This window comes from Janthinobacterium aquaticum, from assembly GCF_009208565.1.
GTDB lineage: Bacteria > Pseudomonadota > Gammaproteobacteria > Burkholderiales > Burkholderiaceae_D > Janthinobacterium.
Genome location: NZ_WFLK01000001.1, coordinates 560,440 through 584,152 on the forward strand (window position 1 = coordinate 560,440; position 23,713 = coordinate 584,152).

The window sequence follows — 23,713 nt, forward strand, 5'->3', positions numbered from 1 at the left end:
CTTACGGCAGTCGCAGCGGCAGGCTGCGCAGGCGCTGGCCGGTCAGCTTGAACAGGGCATTGGCCACGGCCGGCGCAATCGGCGGCGTACCCGGCTCGCCCACGCCTTCGGGCGCCTCCAGGCTGGGCATGATGATGGTGTCGACCTGCGGCGCCTGGCCCATGCGCAGCACCGGATAGTCGTGGAAATTGCTTTGCTCGACCTTGCCATCCTTGAACGTGATCTCGCCGCCCAATGCGGCCGACAGGCCGAATACCACCGCCGACTCCATCTGCTGCTCGATGATATCGGGATTGACGGCCAGGCCGCAGTCGATCACGCAGACCACGCGCTGCACGCGGATCTCGCCGTTGTCCACCGACACCTGCGCCACTTGCGCCACGATGCTGCCAAATGACTGGTGCAGTGCCACGCCATGCGCACTGCCGGCCGGGGCCTGGCCAGCCCGGGCCACGGCCGCGTCGAGCACGGCCAGGTGGCGCGGGTGCTGCGCCAGCATGGCGCGCCGGTAGGCCACGCTGTCCTGGCCGGCCGCATGCGCCAATTCGTCGATAAAGCTTTCCTTGAAAAACGCATTATGCGAATGGCCGACCGAGCGCCAGTAGCCGACTGGAACTGCGCTGTCGGCAATCACATGGGCGATACGCTGGTTGGCGATCTCATAAGGCATGTCGAACTCGCCTTCGGCGGTGGTCTTGTCCGGCCCCATGCCGGGCAGGCCGAAGTTGCGCTGCAAATACTGGTGCGTGATCGAGGCGCTGACCGACTTGTTGTCCCAGGCCGCAATGCGCCCTTGCGCATCGAGCCGCGCGGCAAAGCGCGCCAGTGCCGCCGGACGGTACATATCGTGCGCAGTATCCTGTTCGCGGGTCCAGATCAATTGCACCGGCGCGCCGTCGCATTGCAGCGCAATGGCCACCGCCTGCGCCACCATATCGACTTCCAGGCGCCGGCCAAAGCCGCCACCGAGCAGCAGCACCTCGATGCTGACGTCGCTGGCAGCGACCCCGGCCACTTTGGCCGCCGCTTCCACTGCAATGCCGGGCGCCTGGGTCGAGGCCCACAGGCGCACTTTACCGTCTTTGACCTGCGCGGTGCAGTTGACCGGCTCCATGGTGGCGTGCGCCAGGAACGGCGCGCGGTATTCGGCTTTCACTTCACGCAGCGACTGCTGCGACGGATCGTCGACCTTGCCGCTGGCGTGATAGGTATAGCCCGCCTCGCTGTCGAGCCGGCGCGCAAAGTCGGCAAAAATGGCCTGGCTCGACAAAGCAGCGCCAGCGCCAGCCTGCCACTGCACCGCCAACGCTGAGGCCGCCTGCTTTGCCTGCCAGTAGCTGGCTGCCACCACCGCCACGCACGGCGCGCTGCGGTTCTTCAGCGCGCCGGACAGGTCGAGCACCTTGCGCACACCGGACATGGCCAGCACCGGTGCGGCGTCAAAACCGGCAAGCGTGTCGCCCAGGCGCGGCGCCAGCTGCAGGCTGGCGTACAACAGGCCGGGCGGGCGCGCATCGATGCCGAACACGGCGCTGCCATCGACCTTCGATGGCGTATCGCGGCGCGGTGCACTGCGCCCGATCAGCCTGAATTGTTCGGGCGTCTTGAGCACTGGCTTGCCCGGATCGATGCCGGCCGCCTGCCCTGCCAGGCTGGCGTAGCTGGCGCGCCGGCCGTCGGCATGCAGCACGGCACCATCCTTGGTCGTGCATTGCGTGGGGGCGACCTGCCATGCTTGCGCTGCGGCCTGGACCAACATGGCGCGAGCGGCGGCGCCGGCCTCGCGCATCGGCTGCCAGGCGTCCTTCACGCTCGACGAGCCGCCCGTCACGATCACGCCCAGCTCGCGCGCCGCCTTGGCCACCGTCCATTCAACCAGGGCGCGGGTGCGGCCGCGGTCGTCAGGATGAAACGGCAGGCCGTCGCGCAGCAGCGTGATATTGCCGAAGATTTTGTCGATGGGCGCCTGGATCAGCTCGATGTTATCGAGCGCCACGTCCAGCTCTTCGGCCACCAGCATCGGCAGCGCGGTATGCACGCCCTGCCCCATTTCGCTGCGCGGCATGGCCAGCAGCACCTTGCCGTCAGGACGGATCGCCAGCCACCCATTGAGCGCTACCGCACCGCCTCCGACCGGCAGCGGCGCGCTGCCATACAGGCGCTGGCGCGGCGGCAGCACGCCCCAACCCAGCACCAGTGCGCCCACGCCTGCCACGCCAAGCCCCAGGCCGCCAAGCAGAAAACGGCGGCGGGAAGTCGATTGTCGTGCGGCCATGCGCCATCCTTTTCTTTAGAGTGAGGTCCAGCGCTCCACTATATCGTGCGCCGTCACCGGACGGCTATAAAAATAGCCCTGCGCCAGGCGGCAGCCGTGGCGCAGCAAAAATGCCGCCTGCTCCTGCGTCTCCACGCCTTCGGCAATCACAGACAGCTGCATGCTGCGTCCCAGCTCGATAATGGCAATCGTGATGGCTTCGTCGTCGGCGTCGCTGGCAATATCCTTGATAAACGAGCGGTCGATCTTCAGCGTCTGCACCGGCAACTGCTTGAGGTAGGCCAGCGACGAGTAGCCGGTGCCAAAGTCATCGATGGCCAGCCCCACGCCGATCGCGTGCAGGTCATTGATGTAGCCGAGCGCATCGCTGGTATTCATGATCACCGACTCGGTCACTTCCAGCTGCAGGCGCTGCGGCTCCAGGCCGGTTTCCTGCAAGATGGCGTCGACCATGCCGGCGATGCTGCCGCGCTCGAACTGCTTGAGCGACAGGTTGACCGCCATTTTCGGCACATGCAGGCCCTGCTGCTGCCAGCGCAGCATCTGGCGGCACGCTTCTTCCAGCACCCACTTGCCCAGCTGGTTGATAAAGCCGCTGTCTTCGGCCAGCGCAATGAAGCGCGACGGCGGCACCAGGCCCAGTTCCGGATGGTTCCAGCGCACCAGCGCCTCGACGCCGATCAGGCGACCCGTGTCGATCTCGACCTGCGGCTGATAGTTGAGGAAAATCTCGTTCTTTTCCAGCGAGCGGCGCAGGAACGTTTCCAGCCGCAGGCGCTCCATGCCCTCGCCCGTCATCGACGGCGCATAGAAGCGGTAGCCGTTGCGCCCGCGCGCCTTGGCCTGGTACATGGCCACGTCGGCATTGCGGATCAGCATATTAAGATCCTGCGCGTCATGCGGATACAGGCTCACGCCCACGCTGCAGGTCACGAACAGCTCGTGGCCGGCCACCAGGAACGGCTGCTCGAACATGGCCACCAGCTTGTCGGCCACCTGGCTGGCGCCGAACTGGCCATCGACGCCTTCGAGCAGCACGATGAATTCATCGCCACCGAGGCGCGCCAGCGTGTCGCCTTCGCGCAGGCGCGCGGCCAGCTCACTGGCCACCTGCTGCAGCAGTTCGTCGCCGATATGGTGACCGAGCGTATCGTTGACGTTCTTGAAGCGGTCCAGGTCGATGAACAGGATGGCCAGCTGCTCGCCATCGCGCGCAGCGCGCTGCAAGGCGTGCTGCAGGCGGTCGTGGAACAGCAGGCGATTGGGCAGTGCAGTCAGCGGATCGTGATGGGCCATATGATCGAGCTTTTCCTGCGCCTGTTTGATGGCGGTGATGTCGCTGAATACGCCCACGTAATGCGTCGGCGCACCCCGGTTGTCGAGCACCGCGCTGATGGTCAGCCATTCCAGATAAACCTCGCCGTTCTTGCGCTGGCGCCAGATCTCGCCGCGCCAGAAACCGGTACCGGTCAGCTCGTCCCACATGGTCACGTAAAAGGCATCGTCATGACGCTGCGAGCGCGTCATCGATGAATGCAGGCCGACCGCCTCGGCCTGGGTGTAGCCGGTAATTTGCGTAAAGGCCGGATTGACGGCAACGATCATTTCATCGACATCGACCACCATCACGCCGTCGGCGATATGTTCAAGCACGGCTGCCGACAGGCGCAGTTTTTCCTCGGCCTCCTTGCGCGCCGTAATGTCGGCATAGACCCAGATGCTGCCTTCGCCCGGACGGGCCGGATCGAGCGCGCAGCCGCTGACCAGCGCCCAGAACAGGCTGCCGTCCTGGCGCTTGTAGTGGCGCTCCTCGCTGAAGTCGCCGCCCTCGCGCATGGCAGGATACTGGCGCTCGCCTGCTTCCTCGAAGTCATACAAGGTCGGAAACACGATGGCGGTCGACTGGCCCGCCATTTCATCGCGGCCATAGCCGAACAGCTCTTCGCAGCGGCGATTGACGGACACGATGCGGCGGTGGCGCACGAACATCACGCCGAACATCACGTTGTCGAGTATCGCGCTTTGCTCGGTCAGCAGCGCTTCGATGCGCATTTCATGGTGCTTGCGCTGGCTGATGTCGGCAATAATGCCGTCGACCCACACCACGCCCTGCTCGCCGGCCTGCGGCTGGCCGTTTTCCGCCACCCAGCGCTCGATGCCGGCCGCGTCGATAATGCGGTATTCAAGTGCGTAGGGCTGCACCTCGGCCACCGCCTGCCTGACGGCGCGCCGGTGGTTGCGGCGATCCTCCGGGCAGATCAGGTCGACCCAGGCATGGGTGGTGCCACGCATGAACTGCTGCGCCGTGTAGCCGGCAATGTCCTCGATGGCCTCGCTGACAAAATCGATGGGGCCGTCGGGCCGGTAGCGGAACACCGCGCCGGGCACCTGCGTGACGATGGTGCGAAAGCGCTCTTCGCGCTGGCCGATATCTTCGAACAGCTGGCCGATGGCGGCGCGCATGCGTTCAAGCTGCGCGGCCAGGCGGCCCAGCTCATCGTTACCGTCGGGCACCAAGGGCGTATCGAAGTCGCCATGCGACAGGCGGTCGGAAAAACGCATCAGCCGACGCAAGGGCCTGAGCAGGCGGCGATTCATGAACAGCACGATCAGCGCCATCGAGATGGCCAGTTGCGCGCCCAGCACAAAGATATAGGCGATCTGCTTTTCGCGCAGATCCTGCTGACTGCGCGCATCGTCCATTTCGACCATTACATGGCCGATGCGTTCGCCGCGCACCACGATGTCGCGCCCGGCGCGAAAAACATTGCCGACCGGGCGCTGCGGCGCCTGCAGGCGCATGAATTCGGTATCGGCCACGCCCGTCACCTGCACCACCAGCACAGCGCGGTCGCGCATCACCGATTCGACCAGCGAACGGGCCGATTCGGCATTCATGTTCCACAGCGATTCCTGCATGCCCAGCGCCAGGATGTCGACATAGCGCTGCAGCGATTCATTGAGGCTGGTGCGCGCCGACTGCCGCTCGTGCACGCCGACCAGCAGATAGCTGCCGACCAGCGCGGGCACCACCAGGCCGCCCAGCACCACCAGTATCAGCGCGCCATAGATCGACGAACCATACAGGTTGTTCAGGCTGGCGCGCCAGCGACGGAAAATGGAATCAGCCATGCCGGCGGCACGGAGCAATGATGGTCGAGCGTACGGTCATCGGATTTTATCGGGGGAGCACTGCGATGGAGGAAATTCCTTGTCGGCAATTATGCATGGAAAATGCACACAAAGTCACATACCTGTCCATAAAGCAATAAAACTAGCCGCTGATCTGTGCGCTCGATACCACAGCGCATGCCTGACAATATAGCAGCCAGGACAACGGCAAGCAAAAAACCGCACACCTTGCTATGATCGCGCCACTTTACCAAGAGGAACCATCATGACCTTTTCCATCCATTCCGCATCGATCCCCGTTTTCAAACAGATACTGGGCAGCCTGGCCACCATCCTCGACAAGGCCGAAGCACATGTGCAGGATAAAAAGATTGATCCGGCCGCGCTGCTGCACTACCGCCTGTTCCCCGACATGCTGCCGTTCGTGCGCCAGATCCAGATCGCCACCGATTTCGCCAAGGGCTGCGGCGCGCGCCTGGCCGGCGTGGCCGTGCCACCGTATGAAGACAGCGAACAGAGCTTTGCCGAACTGAAAGCGCGCATCGTCAAGACCATCGTCTTCCTGGAAAGCCTGCCGCAAGCCGATATCGAAGGCAGCGAAACGCGCGCCATCACCACCGGCAGCGGCGAGAAAACCAAACACTTCACGGGCCAGACCTATCTGTTTCACTACGCGCTGCCGCACTTCTTCTTCCACGCCACCACCGCCTACGACATCCTGCGCCATAACGGCATCGAGATTGGCAAGAAAGATTTTATCGGCAGTTATTAATCGGCTGCCGGGTCCGACCTACGCCATTGTCGGGTCGGACGTAGGTCGGATTAGGCCCCGCAGGGGCCGTAATCCGACAACATTGTTGGCGTCTGCGGTATTGTCGGATGACATCACGGACAGGCGGGCAGCACGCCACGTCTTTCTCAGCTATTCCTGCGCGGATACCCCTGCGCCAGGATGCGCACCCACACCGCTTCTTTTTCCTGCGCGCTCATCGACACCCAGTGCGCCACCTCCACCACGGTGCGACCACAGCCGCGGCATATTTCATCGAAGGTAGTCGAGCAGACCGCCACGCACGGTGTATCGGGCCGTTCCGGCAAGGCGTCGCACAGCTCGTCGCTCATTTGGCCACCACATGCTGGTAGAGGCCCAGCTTCTGCCAGCCGTCCAAGCCCAGCTTTTCCAGCGTGGCGATATTCTTGTCGAAAATCTCGGAAGCCTCGGGAAAGGCCTCGACCGCGCGCTCGATGCTGTCTTCGCGCAGCAGATGCAGCGTCGGATACGGCGAACGGTTGGTGAAGTTGCTGATATCGTCATCAAACGTTTCGGCAAACTGGTATTGCGGATGAAAACTCGCTACCTGCAGTTCGCCATCGAGCTGCATGTCTTCCACTGCAGCTTCGACAACGTCGAGAAACTCGTTGTAGTCCAGAAAATCGTTGAGCGCATACGGATGAATCAGCAAGGTGGTGTCGATTTCTTCCGGGCTGGTATCGGCCAGCAGCTGCAATTCATCCATCAGCAGCGCCAGCAGTTCTTCGGGATTGGCCGAATCGCACACCACATAGCGGATCTGCTGCTTGACATGCACGGCCTTGGCAAACGGACACAGGTTCAGGCCGATCACGGCCTTTTCCAGCCACTCGACGGTATTGGCAATGATCACGGCGTTGTCGTCTTCGTGGCGCGGCGGGGTAGTCATATAACAGGCTTCTTTCAATAAACGCAACCGGCAAGACGCCGGCCAAAGTCAAATTGTACGCATACTTTGCGCAAGCTCATACCCACGCGCCGCTAACCTTGCGACAGCCCCTGCCCCGGCTATGCTATAACAGCGGCCGAACAGCGAAACGGGCAAATTTAATTGGTATTTTTCGCATGATTAGCGAATGGAAACTTCCCCGCAAGCCGTCATCGAACTGACATAATTCTTGACTCCGGCATGTGGAAATACGTACACTCGCTGCTTGCTCATGCGTCAGTCCGATGTTTCTCCGACGACAACAATGGAATAATATGCACGAAAACTCCTTTAAATCTGGCGCTCTGGCAGCGTTGGTGCTGGCCCTGGTGCCGGCCTTCAGCCAGGCGAACGACACCGGTGTTGAGAGCGATTACGCGCCAGTCGCCGCTGCCAACCCCGCCCTGATTCCGATGACCGCCCAGGTCACGGCCAACCTCCCCACCCTCGACAATCGCCTGCAAAAGACGGATCGCCTGATGAAAAATCTCAGCGACAGTTCCGACCCTTTGCGCGAAGCCGATGTCTGGGGCCGCATCCGCAGCGGCTATGCGATTCCCGACATTAATAACCAGCTGGTGGCCAACCACGTCAACTGGTACGCCACGCGTCCCGACTATATCGCCCGCACCACGGCGCGCGCCTCGCGCTATATCTTCCACGTGGTGCAGGAGCTGGAAAAGCGCGGCATGCCTACCGAACTGGCGCTGCTGCCATTCATTGAATCGGCCTTCAATCCGCAGGCGTTCTCGAGCGCCAATGCGGCCGGCATGTGGCAGTTCGTGCCGGCCACCGGACGCGACTTCAATCTGAAACAGAACATGTTCAAGGACGAGCGCCGCGGCGTGCTGGCCTCGACCGATGCGGCGCTCACTTATCTGCAGCGCCTGTATGACATGTTTGGCGACTGGCAACTGGCACTGGCTGCGTACAACTGGGGCGAAGGTTCGGTTCAGCGCGCCATCAAGAAAAACCAGTCGCTGGGCAAGCCGACCGACTTTGAAAGCCTGGCCGACCTGATGCCGGCCGAAACGCGCAATTACGTGCCCAAGCTGCAGGCGGTAAAGAACATTATCGGCAACCCGGCCCAATATGGCCTGACGCTGCCGGTGGTCGACAATCACCCCTACTTTACCGCCATCGACAAAACCAGCGACATCGATGTGACCGTCGCGGCGCAGCTGGCCGAGCTGTCGATGGATGAATTCAAGGCGCTCAATCCGCAGTTCAATCGCCCGGTCATTATCGGTGGCGAAAAAACCAAGATTTTGCTGCCCCAGGAAAACGCGGCCAAGTTCACCAGCAACCTGGCGCAATGGGGCCATGCCCTGTCGAGCTGGACCACGCACAAGATCACCAGCGCACGCGAACGCATCGAAACGCTGGCCTCGAAGTTCGGCACCACGGCCGATGTGCTGCGCCAGGCTAACAATATTCCGCAACGCACGAGCCTGCGCGCCGGCTCGACCATCCTGGTGCCCAAGACGTCGGCCACCATGAACATGAATATCACCCAGGACATCGCCGACAACGCCAAGATACTGTTTGAAGCGGATCGTCCCGAGCGCGCCAGCAAGAACTCGCGCCATGTGGCCAAGGGCGGCAAGTCCAAGGCTACGCCGATCTCGCTGGTCAAGCCGCGCATCGCCCGTGGCGGCAGCAACAACCGCGCCAAGGCACGCCATTGATCAATGCCATTGCGCACTGACCTTGCCGGCCGCCACAGCTCTGCTGTCGCGGCCGGTTTTACTTGCCCACGCCACAATGGACGGCAAAAATGCGCGCCCGGAACGCCGCTGTACAGATAAGCCGTGCAAAACCGATGAAAATACGGTATAGTGTCGTTGTGCGCTGCAATATGCTTTGCAAAAAGCAACCCCGCAGCATCATGCAATATCAAACTAGCAGCTTCGCAAGCCTTGGCGCATCCACCGGATGTTGCCTTATAAAGCCCTCCCGCCTTGTGTGTCGCACCTGACACCGTCCCGGCGCAAAGCTTTTGTGCCGAAATTTCTTTTTATTCGAGTCATTTCGTTTTGGTTGGCGTTGCTATTTTGCGTTCTGCTTTTTGCAAGAACGCTGATTTTCACGAAAGAAAAAAAGAATGACATTTGAATCCTTAGGCCTGCATCCGTCCATCCTCGCCGCTCTGACCGAATCGGGCTACACCGCGCCAACCGCGGTCCAGTCGCAAGCGATTCCTGCCGCGATCGAAGGCCGTGACCTGCTGGTCTCGTCGCAGACCGGTTCGGGCAAGACCGCAGCGTTCATGCTGCCGTCGCTGCACAAACTGGCCAGCGCCGAACAAAGCGCAGCCGGCCGTACCGCCAACCAGGACATGCAGGCTGCCCGCGCCCGTGGCGAACGTCCACGTTTCAAGGCTGCCACGCCAAAAATGCTGGTTCTGACGCCAACGCGCGAACTGGCACTGCAAGTGACCACCAATACCGACAAGTACAGCACCGGCATTCGCCGCATCAAGGCTGTGTCGATTCTGGGCGGCATGCCTTACCCTAAACAGATGCAATTGCTGGCCAAGAACCCGGAAATCCTGGTTGCTACCCCAGGCCGTCTGATCGACCATATGGAATCGGGCAAGATCGATTTCTCGCAACTGGAAATCCTGGTACTGGACGAAGCTGACCGCATGCTCGACATGGGCTTTATCGACGATATCGAAAAAATCGTTGAAGCGACACCGGAAGGCCGCCAGACCATGCTGTTCTCGGCAACGCTCGACGGCGTGGTTGGCAATATGGCCCGCCGCATCACCAAGAACCCGATGATCATCCAGGTGGCGAGCTCGACCAACAAGCATGAAAACATCACCCAGCGCGTGCACTTTGTCGACGATCTGTCGCACAAGAATCGCCTGCTGGACCACCTGCTGCGCGACGATTCGCTCGACCAGGCTGTGGTGTTTACCGCCACCAAGCGTGACGCCGACACCATTGCCGACCGCCTGAACATCGCCGGTTTCTCGGCTGCCGCGCTGCACGGCGACATGCACCAGGGCGCGCGTAACCGCACGCTCGACGGCATGCGTCGTGGCCATGTCAAGGTGCTGGTAGCTACCGACGTTGCCGCCCGCGGCATCGACGTACCGACCATTACCCACGTGTTCAACTACGACCTGCCGAAGTTCCCGGAAGACTATGTGCACCGTATCGGCCGTACCGGCCGTGCCGGCCGCAATGGCCTGGCAATCTCGCTGGTCAACCACGCCGAAGGCATGAACGTCAAGCGCATCGAGCGTTTTACCAAGCAACTGATTCCGGTCAACGTGATCGAAGGCTTCGAGCCGAAGAAAACCGCGTCGGCGCCACGTTCGAGCGCCCGTCCAGGCGGCTGGAAACCAGGCGATAACCGCAGCGGCGCCAAGCCAGGCCAGCGCACCTTCAGCAAACCGGGCGCACCACGCAAAGACGGCGCACCGAGCACCGGCGGCGGCTACAAGGGTTCCAACCCGCGCAGCACCGACGGCGCACGCCGCAGCTACGGCGACCGTTAATCACGGTTGATGGCATCTGCGCCGCGACCGGCGCAGCATGAAAAAAACGGCCACCAGAGCAATCTGGTGGCCGTTTTTACTTGTGTGCTGGCTGGCTTACTTCTTCGACAGCTCCTGGCGTACCTGCTTGCGCAGCTTGGCCTGCTCGAAGCGCACCTTCTGCTCGGGCGTTTCCAGCACCAAAGGCGGCACAGCCACCGGCTTGCGGTCAGCATCGACCGCCACCATGGTGAAATAGCAGCTGTTGGCATGGCGCACCAGGCGCTGCTGGATATTTTCCGTGACCACGCGGATGCCCACTTCCATCGAGGTGTTGCCGGTGTAATTGATCGAGGCCAGGAAGGTCACCAGTTCGCCCACATGGATGGGCTGGCGAAACATCACCTGATCGACCGACAAGGTCACCACATAGCTGCCCGAATAACGGCTGGCGCAAGCATAGGCAACGCTGTCGAGATATTTCAGGATCGTGCCGCCGTGCACATTGCCGGAAAAGTTGGCCATGTCGGGCGTCATCAGCACCGTCATCGTCAGTTCATGGGCCGACCAGTTCATCGCACTGTCCAAAGTATTCTCCAGGGAATGAGTAACAGGAAACCGGCCTTGCAGGGCCGGCTGCAAGGCCTTACAGGCCCAGGGTGTCGATATCGGCCAGCGAGTCGCGGCCCTTGTCGGTGATATCGTGTCCGGCGCCGTCGGCGCGCGCGACGATATGGGCTTTCTTGCTCAGGAAATACCCTACTTCGCTATCGAGCGCGGCCAGCGGGTCGGCAGACACGGCGCGCAGGCCCATGATGCAGCGGCGCAGAAACAGCATTTCCTTTGCCTTGTCGGTGATGGACAGGCGGCCATCGCGGGCATAGCTGAGCAGCTTGAGGCCCGACAGGCGCTTGGCATTACGCGCCACGCAAGCGCTTGGACGCTCGGTCTTGATGCCGCGCGCAACTTGTTCAAGCGCATCATATTCGTCGGTTGTTAATTTTTCGTTCTTCATACATTTCCATAAGAGGCCAGGTTTCGGCCCTCATGGTACGCGCCCGGCTGCACAACGGCAACAGGCAACGTCAGTACATGGCCGCACGCAAGGCGCGCGGCGCACGGCAAGCTGAAGAACTGTTGTTTATTTCAACGTGCGCAACACCAGCCAGACCAGGCCACAACCAGCCACGGCGCCGGTCAACGCCAGTGCCAGCAGGCTTTTGTTTTCCAGCACAGGCCGGCGTCCCAGATGGATTTTGTTGTATAAAGAATTGCCCATGATGGTCTCCGTATTCGCGTCAAAACGCCATGTGTTTTCGATAGCTCATTATAAGAACAGAATCGTGACGGCTGCGTGACACACACACGTTCAACCGCGTTTTGTGTGTGCCAGAGCACGCTTTTCTTGAACGCTGTTGTTTAAATGGCGTGCCACGCGAAGCTGCCTGCATGGTTACTGCATTTTCACCGGCGGCGACGGCGGCGTTGGCTCTTCGACCGGCACCGGATCGACCTCGGGCTGCCTGTCCGGTGGCGGCGTGACAGGGTCGCCTTCGGGCGGCGGCGTGATATCGGGCTCGGGCGTGCTGTGGGCGTGCTTGACTATGTCATCGTTCATGGCGATCTCCTTTACGGCCACTCTAGCGCAGGCGGCCCGATCATGTCGCGCCGCTGGAACAGGTACAGCAGGAACTTTCTTCACTGCAAAGACTCCAAACAGGGTGCCGGGCCTGCTGCCTGGCGCCAGCCGTGGAGCAACAATGCGTCGAAAAAAAATCTTGTTACTTGCCGAAGCCGTCACCCTGGCCCATGTCGGGCGCCTGCTGACGCTGGCGCAAGGCCTGCCGCCTGAACAGCATGACATCCATTTTGCCTGCGCCGACGGTTATGATTTCTGTTTCCAGGGCAGCACTTTCCAGCGCTGGCGCATTGACAGCATCACGCCGCAGCAGTTTCTGCAGGCACTGGCGCAAGGCAGTCCGGTGTACGATGAGGCCACGCTGCAAGCCTACGTAGCCGATGATATGCGCCTGCTGCAAGCGGTCCAGCCCGATCTGGTGATCGGCGACTTTCGCCTGTCGCTGTCGGTCAGCGCGCGCCTGCAGCAGATACCCTATATCACCATCAGCAATGCCTACTGGAGTCCGCATGTGCGCCAGCACTACACGGTGCCGGCGCTGCCGATAACGCGCACGCTGCCCATCTGGCTGGCCGACACGCTGTTCCGCCTGGTGCGGCCAATCGCTTTTGCTTCGCACGCCGTGCCGCTCAACCGCGTGCGCCGACGGCATGGCCTGCCCTCGCTGGGTAGCGACTTGCGCCGCATCTATACCGATGCCGATCACACCCTGTACGCCGATATTGCCGAACTGTTCGGCTCGCCGGCGATGCCGGCAGGCCATGGCTTTCTGGGCCCAATCACCTGGGCGCCGCCGGTGGCCATGCCGCCGTGGTGGCAACAAAGCGTGCTGGACAGCAGCCGGCCGATCGTCTACGTCACCCTGGGCAGCTCCGGCCTGGCGCAGTTGTTACCGCACGTGCTGCGCGCGCTGGCGCCGCTGCCGGTGACTGTAGTGGCGGCTACGGCCGGCAATATCGACCTGGCCAGCGTGCCGCCCAACGCCTTCGTGGCGCCATTCCTGCCTGGCGATGCGGCAGCGCGCCACGCCAGCATCGTGATCTGCAATGGCGGCAGCCCGACCAGCCACCAGGCGCTGCGCGCCGGCGTGCCGGTGATCGGCATTGCCGGCAACCTTGACCAGTTCCTCAATATGCACGCCATCGTCAGCGCTGGCGCCGGAGCGCTGCTGCGCGCCGACCGCCTGCAGGAAGCGGTGTTGCGCGCGCTTTGCACGCGCCTGCTGGGCGACCCGCACGCCAGACGCGCCGCACAGCATCTGGCAAGGCTGTTCGGGCAATACCAGCCGATTGCTCGCCTGCAGGCAAGCATGGCAGAACTGCTGCCAGCCTGAACCTGACGGCGCCACGCTGTCGGCTTTTTTTACACTTGCCTGCGACAGCCGACATGGCGCGCTGCAGATAACAGGGCAAGTGCTTGATTACGCAGTAAAAACCCGGCCTGGCACGAAAGTGGCTTTGAAGACCCGTGAGTTCCTCCCGACAGGGCTCATCCGATGCCACTCTTCCACCCATGACGAGGTTCGCAAAATGAACATTTCAAACTTGAAACTGCTCCCCGCCGCTGCCGCACTGGCCATGCTGTGCGCGGCAGGCAGCGCGCAGGCAGGCGCCTACGGCTACTCCTATGACAATATCTTCGGCCTGACCATTACCAATCCCACCGGGGTGGTCACGGTGGCCAGCACCACCAATATCTCGCGCAGCACCTCGACGCTCAACGGCGTGAGCGTGATCAACGGCGGCTCCGGCACGCTCGATTCGCCACAGTCGGCCGTCGGCGCCGTCACCAATGGCGAAAACAATTTCACCAAGCAAGGCCCGGTCGGCACCTACGCGCGCGGCGATGCGCAGATCGTCAGCACCCAGTTCCCGCCTTTCCCACCGGGCGCCACCAGCACCCAGGCGGTCAATGTGGCCGAAGCCCATCTCGATACGGCCGGCACCGCCGACGCCTCGGGGCGCAACGGCTCGACCACCGGCTTTTCCGTCAACTTCGTGGTCGGTTCGCCCACCGCCACGCTGGCGTTCAACTTCCTGGCCGATCCCTTCATGCAAGTGTTCCTGAACAACGATGTGGGAGCAGGCTCGTCATCGACGGCCAACCTGGTCGTGACCTTCAGCATCACCAACGCGGCCGGCGCCACCATTTTCAACTGGGCGCCGGACGGCGTGGTCGGCTCCGGCATTACCGGCGGCACCGAGTCTGCCGACGCGGCCAATCTCAACACCAATCTGTCGACCAACTTCCTGACACGCGGCAACCTGTTTACCTATGACCCGACCGGTTGCGGCACGCCGACCGGCACCGGCATCGGCACCGGCTGCGGCGGCACCTTCACGGCGCTGACCAATGCGCTGGTGGCGGGCGCCTACACGCTGACACTGAACGCGGTGGAAAGCGTCGACTTGGTCAAGGTGGCTGCCGTGCCGGAACCGGGCACGCTGGCCCTGCTCGGCCTGGGACTGGCCGGCCTGGGCTACGCCAGCCGCCGCCGGCTCACCGCTTGAACGGCAGCGCTCTGTCGGTTTTTTTTACACCTGCCTGCCGTGGCGCCTTGCAGCAACGCCACGGCGCACACGCCCGGGACGCCCTATGAAACAGCCTTTTTCTTTTCCGACTTTAATCTGCTCGCTGGCGCTGGCCTGTCTGCTGATGGCCGGCGCCAGCGGCAAGGCCAGCGCTTCGGCCTATGCTTATTCTTACAGTAATATCTTCGGCCTGACCGTCAGCAACCCCACCGGCTCGATTGCGGTGGCAGGCAATACCGATATTTCACGCTCGACCGCCACCTTGAATGGCAGCAGCGTCATTCGCGGCGGCAATGGTTTTATCGACGCGCCGCAATCGAGCCTGGGCGCCGTCACCAAAGGGCAAAACAATTTCAGCCAGCAAGGCCAGGGCGGCGCCTCGTACTCGCGCGGCGATGCACAAATCATCAGCTCGCAGATTCCGCCCTTCCCTGCCGGCGCTACCAGCACGCATTCAGTCAATGCTGCCGAAGCTTTTCTGTTCGATGCCGGCAACGCCGATGCCTCAGGACGCAACGGTTCGAACACCGGCTTGCGCGTCAACCTGGTGGTTGGCGCACCGGGCGCCACCATCCTGTTCAACTTCCTGGCCGCGCCCTTCATGCAGGTGTATCTCGATGCGCTGGCAGGCCCCGGTTCGTCGTCGAGCGCCAATATGTCGGTCAGCTTTACCATCACCAATGCAGTCGGACAAACCGTGTTCAACTGGTCGCCGGACGGCGCCATAGGCTCAGGCATCAGCGGCGGCACCGAATTTGCCGATGCGGCCGACCTCAATCTGAGCTACTCAAGCAATACCCTGACCAGCGGCAAGCTGCTGACCTATGACCCGCTCGCCTGTGGCGCGCCTACCGGCACGGGCACCGGCAGCAGTTGCGGCGGCGCCTATACAGCGCTGACCAATAACCTGGTGGCGGGCAACTACACGCTGACCCTGAACACCGTCAACAGCGCCGATCTGTCGATTTTCCCGACGGTGCAGCTGGTCAGCGAGCCGGCTACGCTGGCCCTGCTGGGGCTGGGACTGGCAGGGCTGTGCCTGGCGCGTCGCAAAGCGCGCCAGGCATGTCACTCCTAGCCTTTCAGGCGACGCGCCGGAATGCCGCCCCAGACTTCGCCAGGGCCGACCACACTGCCCTTGGTCAGCACCGCGCCGACTGAAATCATGGCGCCGTCGCCGATGCGCGCGCCAGCCATGATCACGGCGTGGGCGCCGATCGTCACGCCGCTGCCGATCCACACGCGCTGCAGTTCCAGGCGTTCGCCTTCGATCACATGCGCAAACACCACCGCATCGTGGCCGACGATGGTATTGCTGCCAATCGTGATCAAAGGCGGGTCGAGCAGCGCGCCGGCGCTGTAGGTATTTTCTCCGAGACGCGCCCCGAGCGCCAGGTACACCAGGCGCAGCAGCGGCAAGGGCAGGAAATGGGTACGAATCAAACTGTTAAACAACAACAAGTAAAACAGGATATTGAGATTGGCGGCAAAGGCCGCCCGCGAACCGGGTGCGGCGCTACCTTCGACCAGCGGCCAGACACGCAGCGCCAGCCGGTACACGGCAAAGGCGCACAGATAGGTCAGCACGACTGCCGCCGCCATCAAGGCGATCGGGCGCCACTGCCCCAGTGTCAGCATGCCCACCAGCCAGGCGGCGCCACCGATGCCCAGCAACACGATCAGCGCCAGCAAACCCAGGAAGACGACAATTTCAAGCGTGCCGATACGGCGCATGTCACGCCCCCTTGCCAGGCACGACCAGCAGTTCGCTCAACGGCCGGCGCAGCGAGCGCGCCACCGCGGGTGGCCCGGCGCCGATGCGGCCCATAAATACGGCCCGCTCAATCACATCCTTGCCCAGCAGCGCCTCGGTACGCCCTGCCAGTTGTTGCGCCAGCTCATGCAGCCCTGGCGCACGGGAAAACACGCGCCGCTCGCGCGCATAGCGGGCAAAGATCAACGGCGTCAGTTCCGGCTGCATTTGCAGCCCCAGTTCGGTTGCCGCCAGCCAGAAGCGCTGCATGGCGCGCCCCGCCGCCACATAGTCGTCGATGTGACGCGGCGGCGTGTCTGCCAGCAAGACACAATGCGCACCGCAGCGCCAGCCCGGCAGCAGATCCATCTGCAGGCGTGGCGCCAGCGTGCCAGCCAGCCAGGTATTGAAAAAGTCGACGCGGCGCCAGCTGCCCATAATCCAGCGCATCAGCCTGGCCGTCACGGCGTCAACGCCAAGCGCCTGGTCGGGTATGCGCGTATCGCTGAAGCGCGCGCCCCATTCGATCACATCGCGATGCACCTGATGCGCCTCGGGCATGGTCAGGCGCAGCCGCGCATTGTCGAACATCAGCCGCGCGCAGGCCAGGCGCAGGCGCGCGCCTTCCAGCCACAGCACGCTGTAACCAGGCGGCAAGCTGGCCGCCAACGCAGCCTTTTCATCGACGCGCAGGCGCCGCGTGCTCAGCGCGCGCCGCTGCACGCTGCGCGCCAGCAGATATGCGGCCAGCGGATCGGGTATCAGGCCCGGCGCGTCGACAAATCGCAGCTCAAAGGTCGGCGTGGCGTCCGGCAAGCCGGTGCGCCGCTGCGCCTCCATGTGCAAGCCGTGACTGCTGGCAGCCAGCGCCATGCTTTCAAGCAAGGCGCCCAGCGACAGCTGGCTGGGATGGCCGTCGAGGTCGTACACGCAGTGGCTGCGCGTATCGAAACCATGCACCACCACCCGGCGTGGGCCGACTATTTCAAAGCGCCAGGGCTGGGTATTGTCGCCGCTGGGCGCCCAGCGCGCCTGTTCGAGTATGCTTGCCAGCACGGGATCAAGGGTCAAGGCGGCCACCATCATGTGCCCTGGGCTGGGCTGCGGCGCCGTATCAGCGCCATGGCCAGGCGCTGCAGCGGATGGCGGTTGCCGCCCGGACGCCAGGTATGCACGAGCTTGTTGCGATACGCATCGAAATGCGTGCCATGCGGCGCCGCGCGCACCGTGCCGCGCCGCAGCAGGATTTTCAGCGCTTCGGTGGCGGCCGCACCAGCACAGAGCTGGCAACCCATCATGGTGGAAGGGCCGCGCCGCTCCTTCAGGTTGATCGCCGTGGGATCGACCAGATAGCGTCCGTGCAGGCCGGCCGGCGCCAGGCCGACCAGAAAACGCAGCGCCTTTTCTTCGTCCGGCAGGTCGCCCCAGCCGAAATATTGCTCGAACGTCATCTGACCCGGCAGAAAACTCAGCACGGCAGTGCCCATGCCCAGCGGCGCTGCGGTAATGGCCGGAATGTCCAACTGCGCGCACAGGGCAAAAGTAGCTTGGCGCGCAGCAAAGGCAAAGAAATCAAGGCCATCGACATACAGGTCGACATTCTTGAAAAAAGCCGCCAGGTTGCCCTGGTTGACGCCATCGGGAAACAGCTGCAGATCGAGTTCAGGATTGATATCGCGCGCCATCTGCGCCAGCACCTCGACCTTGGGCTGGCCCAGCGTCGAGACCATGGCGCCGGCCTGGCGGTTGAAGTTGGCGATATCGAAGGTATCGAAATCGGCCAGATGAAACGCGCCGATACCGAGCCGCGCCAGCGTCAGCAGATGCACGCCGCCCACGCCGCCCATGCCGGCAATGGCCACGCGCTTGCCGCGCAAACTGTGCTGCTCCTGCTGCGTGACCCAGCCCAGATTGCGGGCAAATGCTGCATCATAGAAAAAACCGTCTGCCATCATCACCTTCACCTCATACCAAAGAGGTTTGGACAAACGGCCTGCAAAAAAGTTCCGTCAATCGAACGAAACCTTGCTCCAGCTCTATACCTTATTTGCCTTCCTACACCTTGAAAACGCTGACCACTTGCGCCAGGCCGGCTGCCTGATCGTTCATCGCCTGCGCTGCCGCCGAAGCCTGTTCCACCAGCGCCGAATTCTGCTGGGTCATATTATCCATTTCCACAATCGCCTGATTGATCTGTTCAATGCCGGCGCTCTGCTCGCCGCTGGCGGCCGAAATTTCCGCCACGATATCGCTGACCTGGCGCACGCTGACGACCACCTTGTCCATCGTGGCGCCGGCCAGTGCCACCAGCTTTTCCCCGGCGCCCACCTGTTCGGCCGAGTCGTCGATCAGTTGCTTGATCTCCTTGGCCGCCGCCGCCGAGCGCTGCGCCAGGTTGCGCACTTCGCCGGCCACCACGGCAAAGCCGCGCCCCTGCTCACCGGCGCGCGCCGCCTCGACTGCCGCATTCAGGGCCAGGATATTGGTCTGGAAGGCAATCGCATCGATCACGCTGATAATATCGCCGATCTTTTTCGACGACTGGTTGATCGCGCCCATGGTGCTGACCACCTGCCCGACCACGCCGCCCGCCTCCACAGCCACCTGCGAAGCCGACACGGCCAGTTGGTTGGCCTGGCGCGCATTGTCCGCGTTCTGGCGCACGGTCGAGGTCATTTCTTCCATCGTCGAGGCGGTCTCCTCGAGTGCGCCGGCCTGCTGCTCGGTGCGTGCCGACAGATCATGGTTACCGGAAGCAATTTCAGCGGATGCCGTCGAGATGGCGTCGGCGTCGCGGCGCACCTGGCTGACCAGATGCGCGAGGTTGTCGCGCATGGCGCGGATCGCCAGCAGCAGGCTGCCGGTGTCGCCAGGCCGGGTACTGATCGGCGTGGTCAGGTCGCCCTGCGCAATCTGCGCCACGATGGCCGCTGCGTAGTCAGGCTCGCCGCCGAGCTGGCCCACGATGCGGCGCAGCATGACCGTCGCCATGCCGGCCACCACCAGCATCAGTACGCCGCCGATGGCCAGCAGCATGCGCGCCTGGGCCCAGAATTTGTGGTTGATATCGTCAATATAGGTGCCGGTGCCGATCAGCCAGTTCCAAGGTGCAAACTTCATTACCGTGTACATCTTGGCCACCGGGCCTGTCACGCCGGGACGCGTGCCATCGGCCTGCACCACGCCTACGCGCTTGCCGGCCAGCGCGGCGCGGTAATTGTCCCCCGACTGTTTCATGCCATCTTGCGGCACGCCGATGCGCGATGCTTTCGGATGCACCAACAGCAGGTCGCTGCTGTAGTCGCGCACAAAATAATACATGTCGTCCTTGACGAAGCTGCCAACGGCCAGCCTGGCCTGCTGCTGCGCCTGCTCACGCGTCAGCTTGCCCGACTGTTCCAGCGCATAGGCCTTCTCGACCGAAGCATTGGCCAGTTCGACCAGGACGGTCAGTTGCTCCACGCGTTCGGCCATCAGGCCCTGGCGCATCGAAAAAAGAGAGGCCGAGGCGATCAGGATAATGCCCAGCAGGGTAGTAAAGCACAACAGCAGAATACGGGAACGCAGAGTCATGGGAACCTTGGGAAATACAAAGAAAATGCAGGGATATAGGTTAAGGAAAGCTTTTCAGAAAAGCAAAACGGGCGGCGCCACCGGGCGATGCCCGGCAGGCACCGCCCGCATTGGATACTACTTGCTCAGCTGATCAGGCCAACGCTTCCTTGGCCGCTTCTTCCGGCGTCAGGCCGTCGTAGAACTGGTCGGTAAACCATTCGACCTGCTCTTCGATATGCTCCTGGGCCTGCGCCAGCGTGGCGCCGCCGGCAACCAGGAAGCCTTCGACCTCGATGCACCAGTTGATCAGTTCCAGGGTTTCCGGATCGAGTTCTTCTTTCTTTGCCATCTTGCTTCCTCAGCTTGCATGCGCTATCGCATCGATAGCCGACAGTGTAGCAGTTCCCCCGCTGCCGGCCCTACCCTGAATTAATGACTGTTGCTGGCTGTCACATTTTTCTGCTCGGGATACAGCACCACCTGCACATAATTGTTCAGATCCAGGTAACGCTGCGCCGCCTGTTTGACGGCCTGTGGCGTGATGGCGCGTACGCGCTGCTCGTAGCGCAGAATCTGGGTTGGATCGCGCTCCTGCGTGACACTGCCCATCAGCTGGCTCATCCAGTAGCTGTTCTCGCGCATGGCTTTCTTCTGGCGTGTAATCCAGTTCAGCTTGACTTTTTCCAAGTCGGCTGCGCTGGGGCCGTCGGTCTTCATGCGCTTGATCTCGGCAAACGCCGCCGCAATCACCTTGTCGACATTTTCAGGGCCGGTCGGCAGCGACAGGCCTACCGTGTAATGACCATACGGATGCTTGCCCATGGCCGTCTCGAAGCCGCCACCATAGATCATGCTCATCTTTTCGCGCAGCACGTCGATGACCCTGAGATTGAGCACTTCACCGAGCGCCTGCAAGACCATTTTCTGCTCGTCGGAGTACTCGACCTCGCCGGTAAAGTTGATTGAAATATTGCTCTTCGGCTCGCTGCCCATATACACCGCTTTTTTGACTACGCCCTTGACCGGCCGCAGTCCCAGGTCGCGGTAAGCGTGCGGCACTTCGCCCACCGGCAAGGTGCCCAGGTAAGCGGCCAGCAGCGGCTTGATGGTCTCGACATCGAAGCTGCCGGTAAAGAAAAACGTCATGTCGCGCGCGCTGCCATAGCGCTGGCGGAAAATCTCGAGCGCACGGTCCAGGTCGATTTTGGCAAAGTCGCTCGCATGCGGCACGCCGTCGATGCGCGGCGAGTCGCCAAACATGGTGCGCTGGACCGTGTCGTAGAACACCGTCTCGGGCTGCAGCATGCTGTTTTTCGCCAGGTCCTGCTGCTTGCCGATATACGACTGGAACAGCGCCGGGTCACGCCGCACCTGGTGCATATACAGGTTGACCAGCTGCAGCATCGACTCCACATCGGCGCTGCTGGACGAACCGCCAAAGCCTTCGCTCAGTTCGCCCAGCGAAGCGCCCACGTTGACGGTCTTGCCGGCCATGGCCTTTTGCAGATCCAGCGGCGCCAGGTCCTTCAGGCCCATGTTGCTGACAACCGCACTGGCATAGCGCGCGTTGTAGACGTCGGCGTCGTCAAACAGCGACTGGCCGCCGAAACGCGTCGCGCCCATCAGCACCTGATCGTTCTTGAAGTCGGTCGGCTTGAGCAGCACGCGCACGCCATTGCCCAGTTTGAGCTCGGTCACGCCGATGGCACTATTGAGGGTTTCGCTGACGATGCTGCCACCGGCTGGCGGACCATCCATCAGCTTGCTGTCGACCACTTTTTCCAGCTTCGGCTCGACCTGTTGCTGCTCAGCCTGCGCTACCGCGTCGAGCAGCTGCTGCTCGGTCGGCACTGCTTTGCCGCCGGCATTTGCTTCACTGCCTGTTTCACTTCCCATCTCACTTCCCATATACACGACCAGCTTTTTCTGGCGGTCGGGAATCACCTTGGCCACGGTCTCGTTAAGCTCTTGCAAGCTAACCTGGGGCAACAATTCGCGCGCATACATCAGCTCATTTTCGATGCCCGGTATCGCCTCTTTTTCCAGGAAGTTGCGCGAGTATTCGGCCACGAAGCCGGCCGAATCGGATTTGTCGCGCTCGTTGTAGGCGCGCTCGTAGTTGCGCAGCATATTCTTGCGCGCACGGTCGAGTTCATCCTGGCTGAAACCGAAGCGGCGCGCCCGTTCGTCCTCGCGCACCAGCGCTGCGATGGCCGGCTGCACGCCGCCCTTGCCCAACAGTGCATAAGCGCTGAACGACTCATAGCCGCGCACCAGCTTGCCCATGCTGCTGCCGCCCTGGATAAACGGCGGATCGGCCTGCTGCGTCAGTTCCTGCATGCGCGCGCTCAGCATCTGGCCGTACAGGTTTTCGATCATCTGGCGCCGGTAGTCGGCAATCGTGACGGGTTCCTGCGCCGGGCGGATCGGATAGCGGATAAAGACCGTATCGTCGGTCGCTTCCTTGTCGGTAATGACCAGCGCTTCGGTCTGTTCGCGCAGCGGCACTTCGGCATAGGTGCGCGGGCGCGGCTTGGCCGGATTTTTCAGCTTGCCGAAATGCCGGCGTATCATCGCCTCGGCCTGCTTCGGTTCCACATCGCCCACCACCATCACCGCCATCAGGTCGGGCCGGTACCAGTCCTTGTAGAAACGCTTGATGGTGTCCGGCTTGAAGGTCTTGAGCACAGACTCTTTGCCAATCGGCATGCGCTCGGCATAGCGCGAGCCGTTCAGCAGCTTCGGATACAGTACCTTGTTCATGCGGTCGCTGGCGCCCTTGCCCAGGCGCGCCTCTTCGAGCACGATGCCGCGCTCGCTGTTAATGTCAGCCGGATTGAACTTCAGGCCGTGCGCCCAGTCTTCGAGCACCAGGAATCCTTTTTCCAGGTTGCCTTTTTGCGTAGTGGGGATCGGCAGCACATACACGGTCTCGTCGAAGCTGGTGTAGGCGTTGAGGTCGGCGCCGAACTTGACGCCAATCGACTGCAGATAGGAAATCAGCTCATTGCGCTTGAAATGCGTCGAGCCATTGAAGGCCATATGTTCGGTAAAGTGCGCCAGGCCCTGCTGGTCGTCATCCTCCAGGATCGAGCCGGCCTTGACCACCAGGCGCAATTCGACTTTCTGGGCCGGACGGGCATTTTTCTTGATGTAGTAAGTCAGGCCATTGGACAGCTTGCCGACCGTTACCTCCGGCGACAGCGGCAGCGGATCGTTCAGTGCGATTTGTGCTTGCGCCATGCAGGCGCAGGCCAGCAATACGGCGCCCGTGATCAGGCGTAATGGTCTCAGTTTCATGTACTCTCGTGGTTAAGGCGTAACGGCGCTACCTTACACCGAATCGGCCTTTCCGCGATTAAAATCAGCTTAGGATGCCGAGGCCGGGCGACTGCCGCAATGGCCTATCTGTGCTAAAGTATTGCCGCCGGTTATGTGACCGGCACAACAATACGTCTTCGGGGCGGGGTGCGATTCCCCACCGGCGGTAAGACCGGCCACGGTCAAGCCCGCGAGCGCCTCCTTCGGGAGGGTCAGCAGATCTGGTGCGATGCCAGAGCCGACGGTATAGTCCGGATGAAAGAAGATGTGCGGTAGTC

Annotated in this window: 20 protein-coding genes and 1 riboswitch; of the genes, 6 read left to right on the forward strand and 14 right to left on the reverse strand. The window is 62.2% G+C overall.

Translation table 11 applies throughout. The annotated features are described in order from the left end of the window. Window position 1 precedes the first annotated feature (1 nt). The gene (locus tag GCM43_RS02575; protein WP_152241912.1) at window positions 2-2,275 is read right to left on the reverse strand and encodes a xanthine dehydrogenase family protein molybdopterin-binding subunit; all 2,274 of its coding nucleotides are present in this window, start codon (window positions 2,273-2,275) and stop codon (window positions 2-4) included. 15 nt (window positions 2,276-2,290) lie between these two features. Next, a complete protein-coding gene (locus GCM43_RS02580; RefSeq protein WP_152241913.1) occupies window positions 2,291-5,407 on the reverse strand; it encodes an EAL domain-containing protein in 3,117 nt (1,038 codons plus the stop codon). Window positions 5,408-5,672: 265 nt separating this feature from the next. Between GCM43_RS02580 and GCM43_RS02585 the strand changes: the two genes are divergently transcribed. Further along, window positions 5,673-6,179 carry a DUF1993 domain-containing protein gene (locus GCM43_RS02585; protein WP_193315508.1) on the forward strand — a complete coding sequence of 169 codons (507 nt, stop codon included), beginning with the start codon at window positions 5,673-5,675 and terminating at the stop codon, window positions 6,177-6,179. Between the two features lie 146 nt (window positions 6,180-6,325). Here GCM43_RS02585 and GCM43_RS02590 read toward each other — a convergent pair whose 3' ends face one another. Further along, complete coding sequence (locus tag GCM43_RS02590) at window positions 6,326-6,529, reverse strand: DUF1289 domain-containing protein (RefSeq protein WP_152241915.1); 204 nt, start codon at window positions 6,527-6,529, stop codon at window positions 6,326-6,328. Beyond that, the gene (locus GCM43_RS02595; RefSeq protein WP_152241916.1) at window positions 6,526-7,107 is read right to left on the reverse strand and encodes a DUF1415 domain-containing protein; all 582 of its coding nucleotides are present in this window, start codon (window positions 7,105-7,107) and stop codon (window positions 6,526-6,528) included. The genes GCM43_RS02590 and GCM43_RS02595 overlap by 4 nt, the downstream gene beginning before the upstream one ends. 314 nt (window positions 7,108-7,421) lie before the next feature. Between GCM43_RS02595 and GCM43_RS02600 the strand changes: the two genes are divergently transcribed. Next, window positions 7,422-8,834 (forward strand): transglycosylase SLT domain-containing protein, encoded by a 1,413-nt coding sequence (locus GCM43_RS02600; RefSeq protein ID WP_152241917.1) that lies wholly within the window; start codon window positions 7,422-7,424, stop codon window positions 8,832-8,834. Window positions 8,835-9,250: 416 nt separating this feature from the next. Next, window positions 9,251-10,657 (forward strand): DEAD/DEAH box helicase, encoded by a 1,407-nt coding sequence (locus GCM43_RS02605; RefSeq protein WP_152241918.1) that lies wholly within the window; start codon window positions 9,251-9,253, stop codon window positions 10,655-10,657. A 96-nt stretch (window positions 10,658-10,753) separates the two neighbouring features. Here GCM43_RS02605 and GCM43_RS02610 read toward each other — a convergent pair whose 3' ends face one another. From GCM43_RS02610 to GCM43_RS25730, 4 genes are all read right to left on the reverse strand, one after another. After that, complete coding sequence (locus GCM43_RS02610) at window positions 10,754-11,212, reverse strand: acyl-CoA thioesterase (protein ID WP_152241919.1); 459 nt, start codon at window positions 11,210-11,212, stop codon at window positions 10,754-10,756. Window positions 11,213-11,282: 70 nt separating this feature from the next. Beyond that, the gene (locus GCM43_RS02615; RefSeq protein ID WP_152241920.1) at window positions 11,283-11,651 is read right to left on the reverse strand and encodes a hypothetical protein; all 369 of its coding nucleotides are present in this window, start codon (window positions 11,649-11,651) and stop codon (window positions 11,283-11,285) included. A gap of 126 nt (window positions 11,652-11,777) precedes the next feature. After that, window positions 11,778-11,915, reverse strand: coding sequence for a hypothetical protein (locus GCM43_RS25725; protein WP_193315509.1), 138 nt, complete (start codon window positions 11,913-11,915; stop codon window positions 11,778-11,780). A gap of 174 nt (window positions 11,916-12,089) precedes the next feature. Next, window positions 12,090-12,254 carry a hypothetical protein gene (locus GCM43_RS25730; RefSeq protein WP_193315517.1) on the reverse strand — a complete coding sequence of 55 codons (165 nt, stop codon included), beginning with the start codon at window positions 12,252-12,254 and terminating at the stop codon, window positions 12,090-12,092. Between the two features lie 142 nt (window positions 12,255-12,396). On the opposite strand from GCM43_RS25730, the gene GCM43_RS02620 reads away from it, so the two are divergent. The 3 genes from GCM43_RS02620 to GCM43_RS02630 all read left to right on the forward strand — a co-directional run bounded on the left by GCM43_RS02620 (window position 12,397) and on the right by GCM43_RS02630 (window position 15,884). Then, entirely contained in the window at window positions 12,397-13,608 is a 1,212-nt protein-coding gene (locus tag GCM43_RS02620) for a glycosyltransferase (protein WP_152241921.1), read from the forward strand. A 196-nt stretch (window positions 13,609-13,804) separates the two neighbouring features. Then, a complete protein-coding gene (locus GCM43_RS02625; RefSeq protein WP_152241922.1) occupies window positions 13,805-14,785 on the forward strand; it encodes an EDSAP-1 family PEP-CTERM protein in 981 nt (326 codons plus the stop codon). An 85-nt stretch (window positions 14,786-14,870) separates the two neighbouring features. Further along, window positions 14,871-15,884, forward strand: coding sequence for an EDSAP-1 family PEP-CTERM protein (locus GCM43_RS02630; protein ID WP_152241923.1), 1,014 nt, complete (start codon window positions 14,871-14,873; stop codon window positions 15,882-15,884). Here GCM43_RS02630 and GCM43_RS02635 read toward each other — a convergent pair. The 6 genes from GCM43_RS02635 to GCM43_RS02660 form a co-directional block, all read right to left on the reverse strand. Further along, the gene (locus tag GCM43_RS02635; protein ID WP_152241924.1) at window positions 15,881-16,540 is read right to left on the reverse strand and encodes an acyltransferase; all 660 of its coding nucleotides are present in this window, start codon (window positions 16,538-16,540) and stop codon (window positions 15,881-15,883) included. The genes GCM43_RS02630 and GCM43_RS02635 overlap by 4 nt on opposite strands. A gap of 1 nt (window position 16,541) precedes the next feature. Then, a complete protein-coding gene (locus GCM43_RS02640) occupies window positions 16,542-17,639 on the reverse strand; it encodes a nitroreductase family protein (protein WP_319636931.1) in 1,098 nt (365 codons plus the stop codon). A 2-nt stretch (window positions 17,640-17,641) separates the two neighbouring features. Continuing rightward, entirely contained in the window at window positions 17,642-18,511 is an 870-nt protein-coding gene (locus GCM43_RS02645) for a ThiF family adenylyltransferase (protein ID WP_152242040.1), read from the reverse strand. Window positions 18,512-18,614: 103 nt separating this feature from the next. Next, the gene (locus GCM43_RS02650) at window positions 18,615-20,132 is read right to left on the reverse strand and encodes a methyl-accepting chemotaxis protein (protein ID WP_152241925.1); all 1,518 of its coding nucleotides are present in this window, start codon (window positions 20,130-20,132) and stop codon (window positions 18,615-18,617) included. Between the two features lie 133 nt (window positions 20,133-20,265). Continuing rightward, a complete protein-coding gene (locus tag GCM43_RS02655; RefSeq protein ID WP_152241926.1) occupies window positions 20,266-20,463 on the reverse strand; it encodes a hypothetical protein in 198 nt (65 codons plus the stop codon). A gap of 80 nt (window positions 20,464-20,543) precedes the next feature. Beyond that, the gene (locus GCM43_RS02660; protein WP_152241927.1) at window positions 20,544-23,414 is read right to left on the reverse strand and encodes a M16 family metallopeptidase; all 2,871 of its coding nucleotides are present in this window, start codon (window positions 23,412-23,414) and stop codon (window positions 20,544-20,546) included. Window positions 23,415-23,564: 150 nt separating this feature from the next. Next, window positions 23,565-23,706: riboswitch (FMN riboswitch) on the forward strand. Window positions 23,707-23,713 lie beyond the last annotated feature (7 nt).

What these genes read in the sequence shown, in the direction of transcription:
- GCM43_RS02575 (WP_152241912.1), bottom strand. Translation starts at nt 2,275, where the DNA reads ATGGCCGCACGACAATCGACTTCCCGCCGCCGTTTTCTGCTTGGCGGC.
- GCM43_RS02580 (WP_152241913.1), bottom strand. Translation starts at nt 5,407, where the DNA reads ATGGCTGATTCCATTTTCCGTCGCTGGCGCGCCAGCCTGAACAACCTG.
- GCM43_RS02585 (WP_193315508.1), top strand. Translation starts at nt 5,673, where the DNA reads ATGACCTTTTCCATCCATTCCGCATCGATCCCCGTTTTCAAACAGATA.
- GCM43_RS02590 (WP_152241915.1), bottom strand. Translation starts at nt 6,529, where the DNA reads ATGAGCGACGAGCTGTGCGACGCCTTGCCGGAACGGCCCGATACACCG.
- GCM43_RS02595 (WP_152241916.1), bottom strand. Translation starts at nt 7,107, where the DNA reads ATGACTACCCCGCCGCGCCACGAAGACGACAACGCCGTGATCATTGCC.
- GCM43_RS02600 (WP_152241917.1), top strand. Translation starts at nt 7,422, where the DNA reads ATGCACGAAAACTCCTTTAAATCTGGCGCTCTGGCAGCGTTGGTGCTG.
- GCM43_RS02605 (WP_152241918.1), top strand. Translation starts at nt 9,251, where the DNA reads ATGACATTTGAATCCTTAGGCCTGCATCCGTCCATCCTCGCCGCTCTG.
- GCM43_RS02610 (WP_152241919.1), bottom strand. Translation starts at nt 11,212, where the DNA reads ATGAACTGGTCGGCCCATGAACTGACGATGACGGTGCTGATGACGCCC.
- GCM43_RS02615 (WP_152241920.1), bottom strand. Translation starts at nt 11,651, where the DNA reads ATGAAGAACGAAAAATTAACAACCGACGAATATGATGCGCTTGAACAA.
- GCM43_RS25725 (WP_193315509.1), bottom strand. Translation starts at nt 11,915, where the DNA reads ATGGGCAATTCTTTATACAACAAAATCCATCTGGGACGCCGGCCTGTG.
- GCM43_RS25730 (WP_193315517.1), bottom strand. Translation starts at nt 12,254, where the DNA reads ATGAACGATGACATAGTCAAGCACGCCCACAGCACGCCCGAGCCCGAT.
- GCM43_RS02620 (WP_152241921.1), top strand. Translation starts at nt 12,397, where the DNA reads ATGCGTCGAAAAAAAATCTTGTTACTTGCCGAAGCCGTCACCCTGGCC.
- GCM43_RS02625 (WP_152241922.1), top strand. Translation starts at nt 13,805, where the DNA reads ATGAACATTTCAAACTTGAAACTGCTCCCCGCCGCTGCCGCACTGGCC.
- GCM43_RS02630 (WP_152241923.1), top strand. Translation starts at nt 14,871, where the DNA reads ATGAAACAGCCTTTTTCTTTTCCGACTTTAATCTGCTCGCTGGCGCTG.
- GCM43_RS02635 (WP_152241924.1), bottom strand. Translation starts at nt 16,540, where the DNA reads ATGCGCCGTATCGGCACGCTTGAAATTGTCGTCTTCCTGGGTTTGCTG.
- GCM43_RS02645 (WP_152242040.1), bottom strand. Translation starts at nt 18,511, where the DNA reads ATGGCAGACGGTTTTTTCTATGATGCAGCATTTGCCCGCAATCTGGGC.
- GCM43_RS02650 (WP_152241925.1), bottom strand. Translation starts at nt 20,132, where the DNA reads ATGACTCTGCGTTCCCGTATTCTGCTGTTGTGCTTTACTACCCTGCTG.
- GCM43_RS02655 (WP_152241926.1), bottom strand. Translation starts at nt 20,463, where the DNA reads ATGGCAAAGAAAGAAGAACTCGATCCGGAAACCCTGGAACTGATCAAC.
- GCM43_RS02660 (WP_152241927.1), bottom strand. Translation starts at nt 23,414, where the DNA reads ATGAAACTGAGACCATTACGCCTGATCACGGGCGCCGTATTGCTGGCC.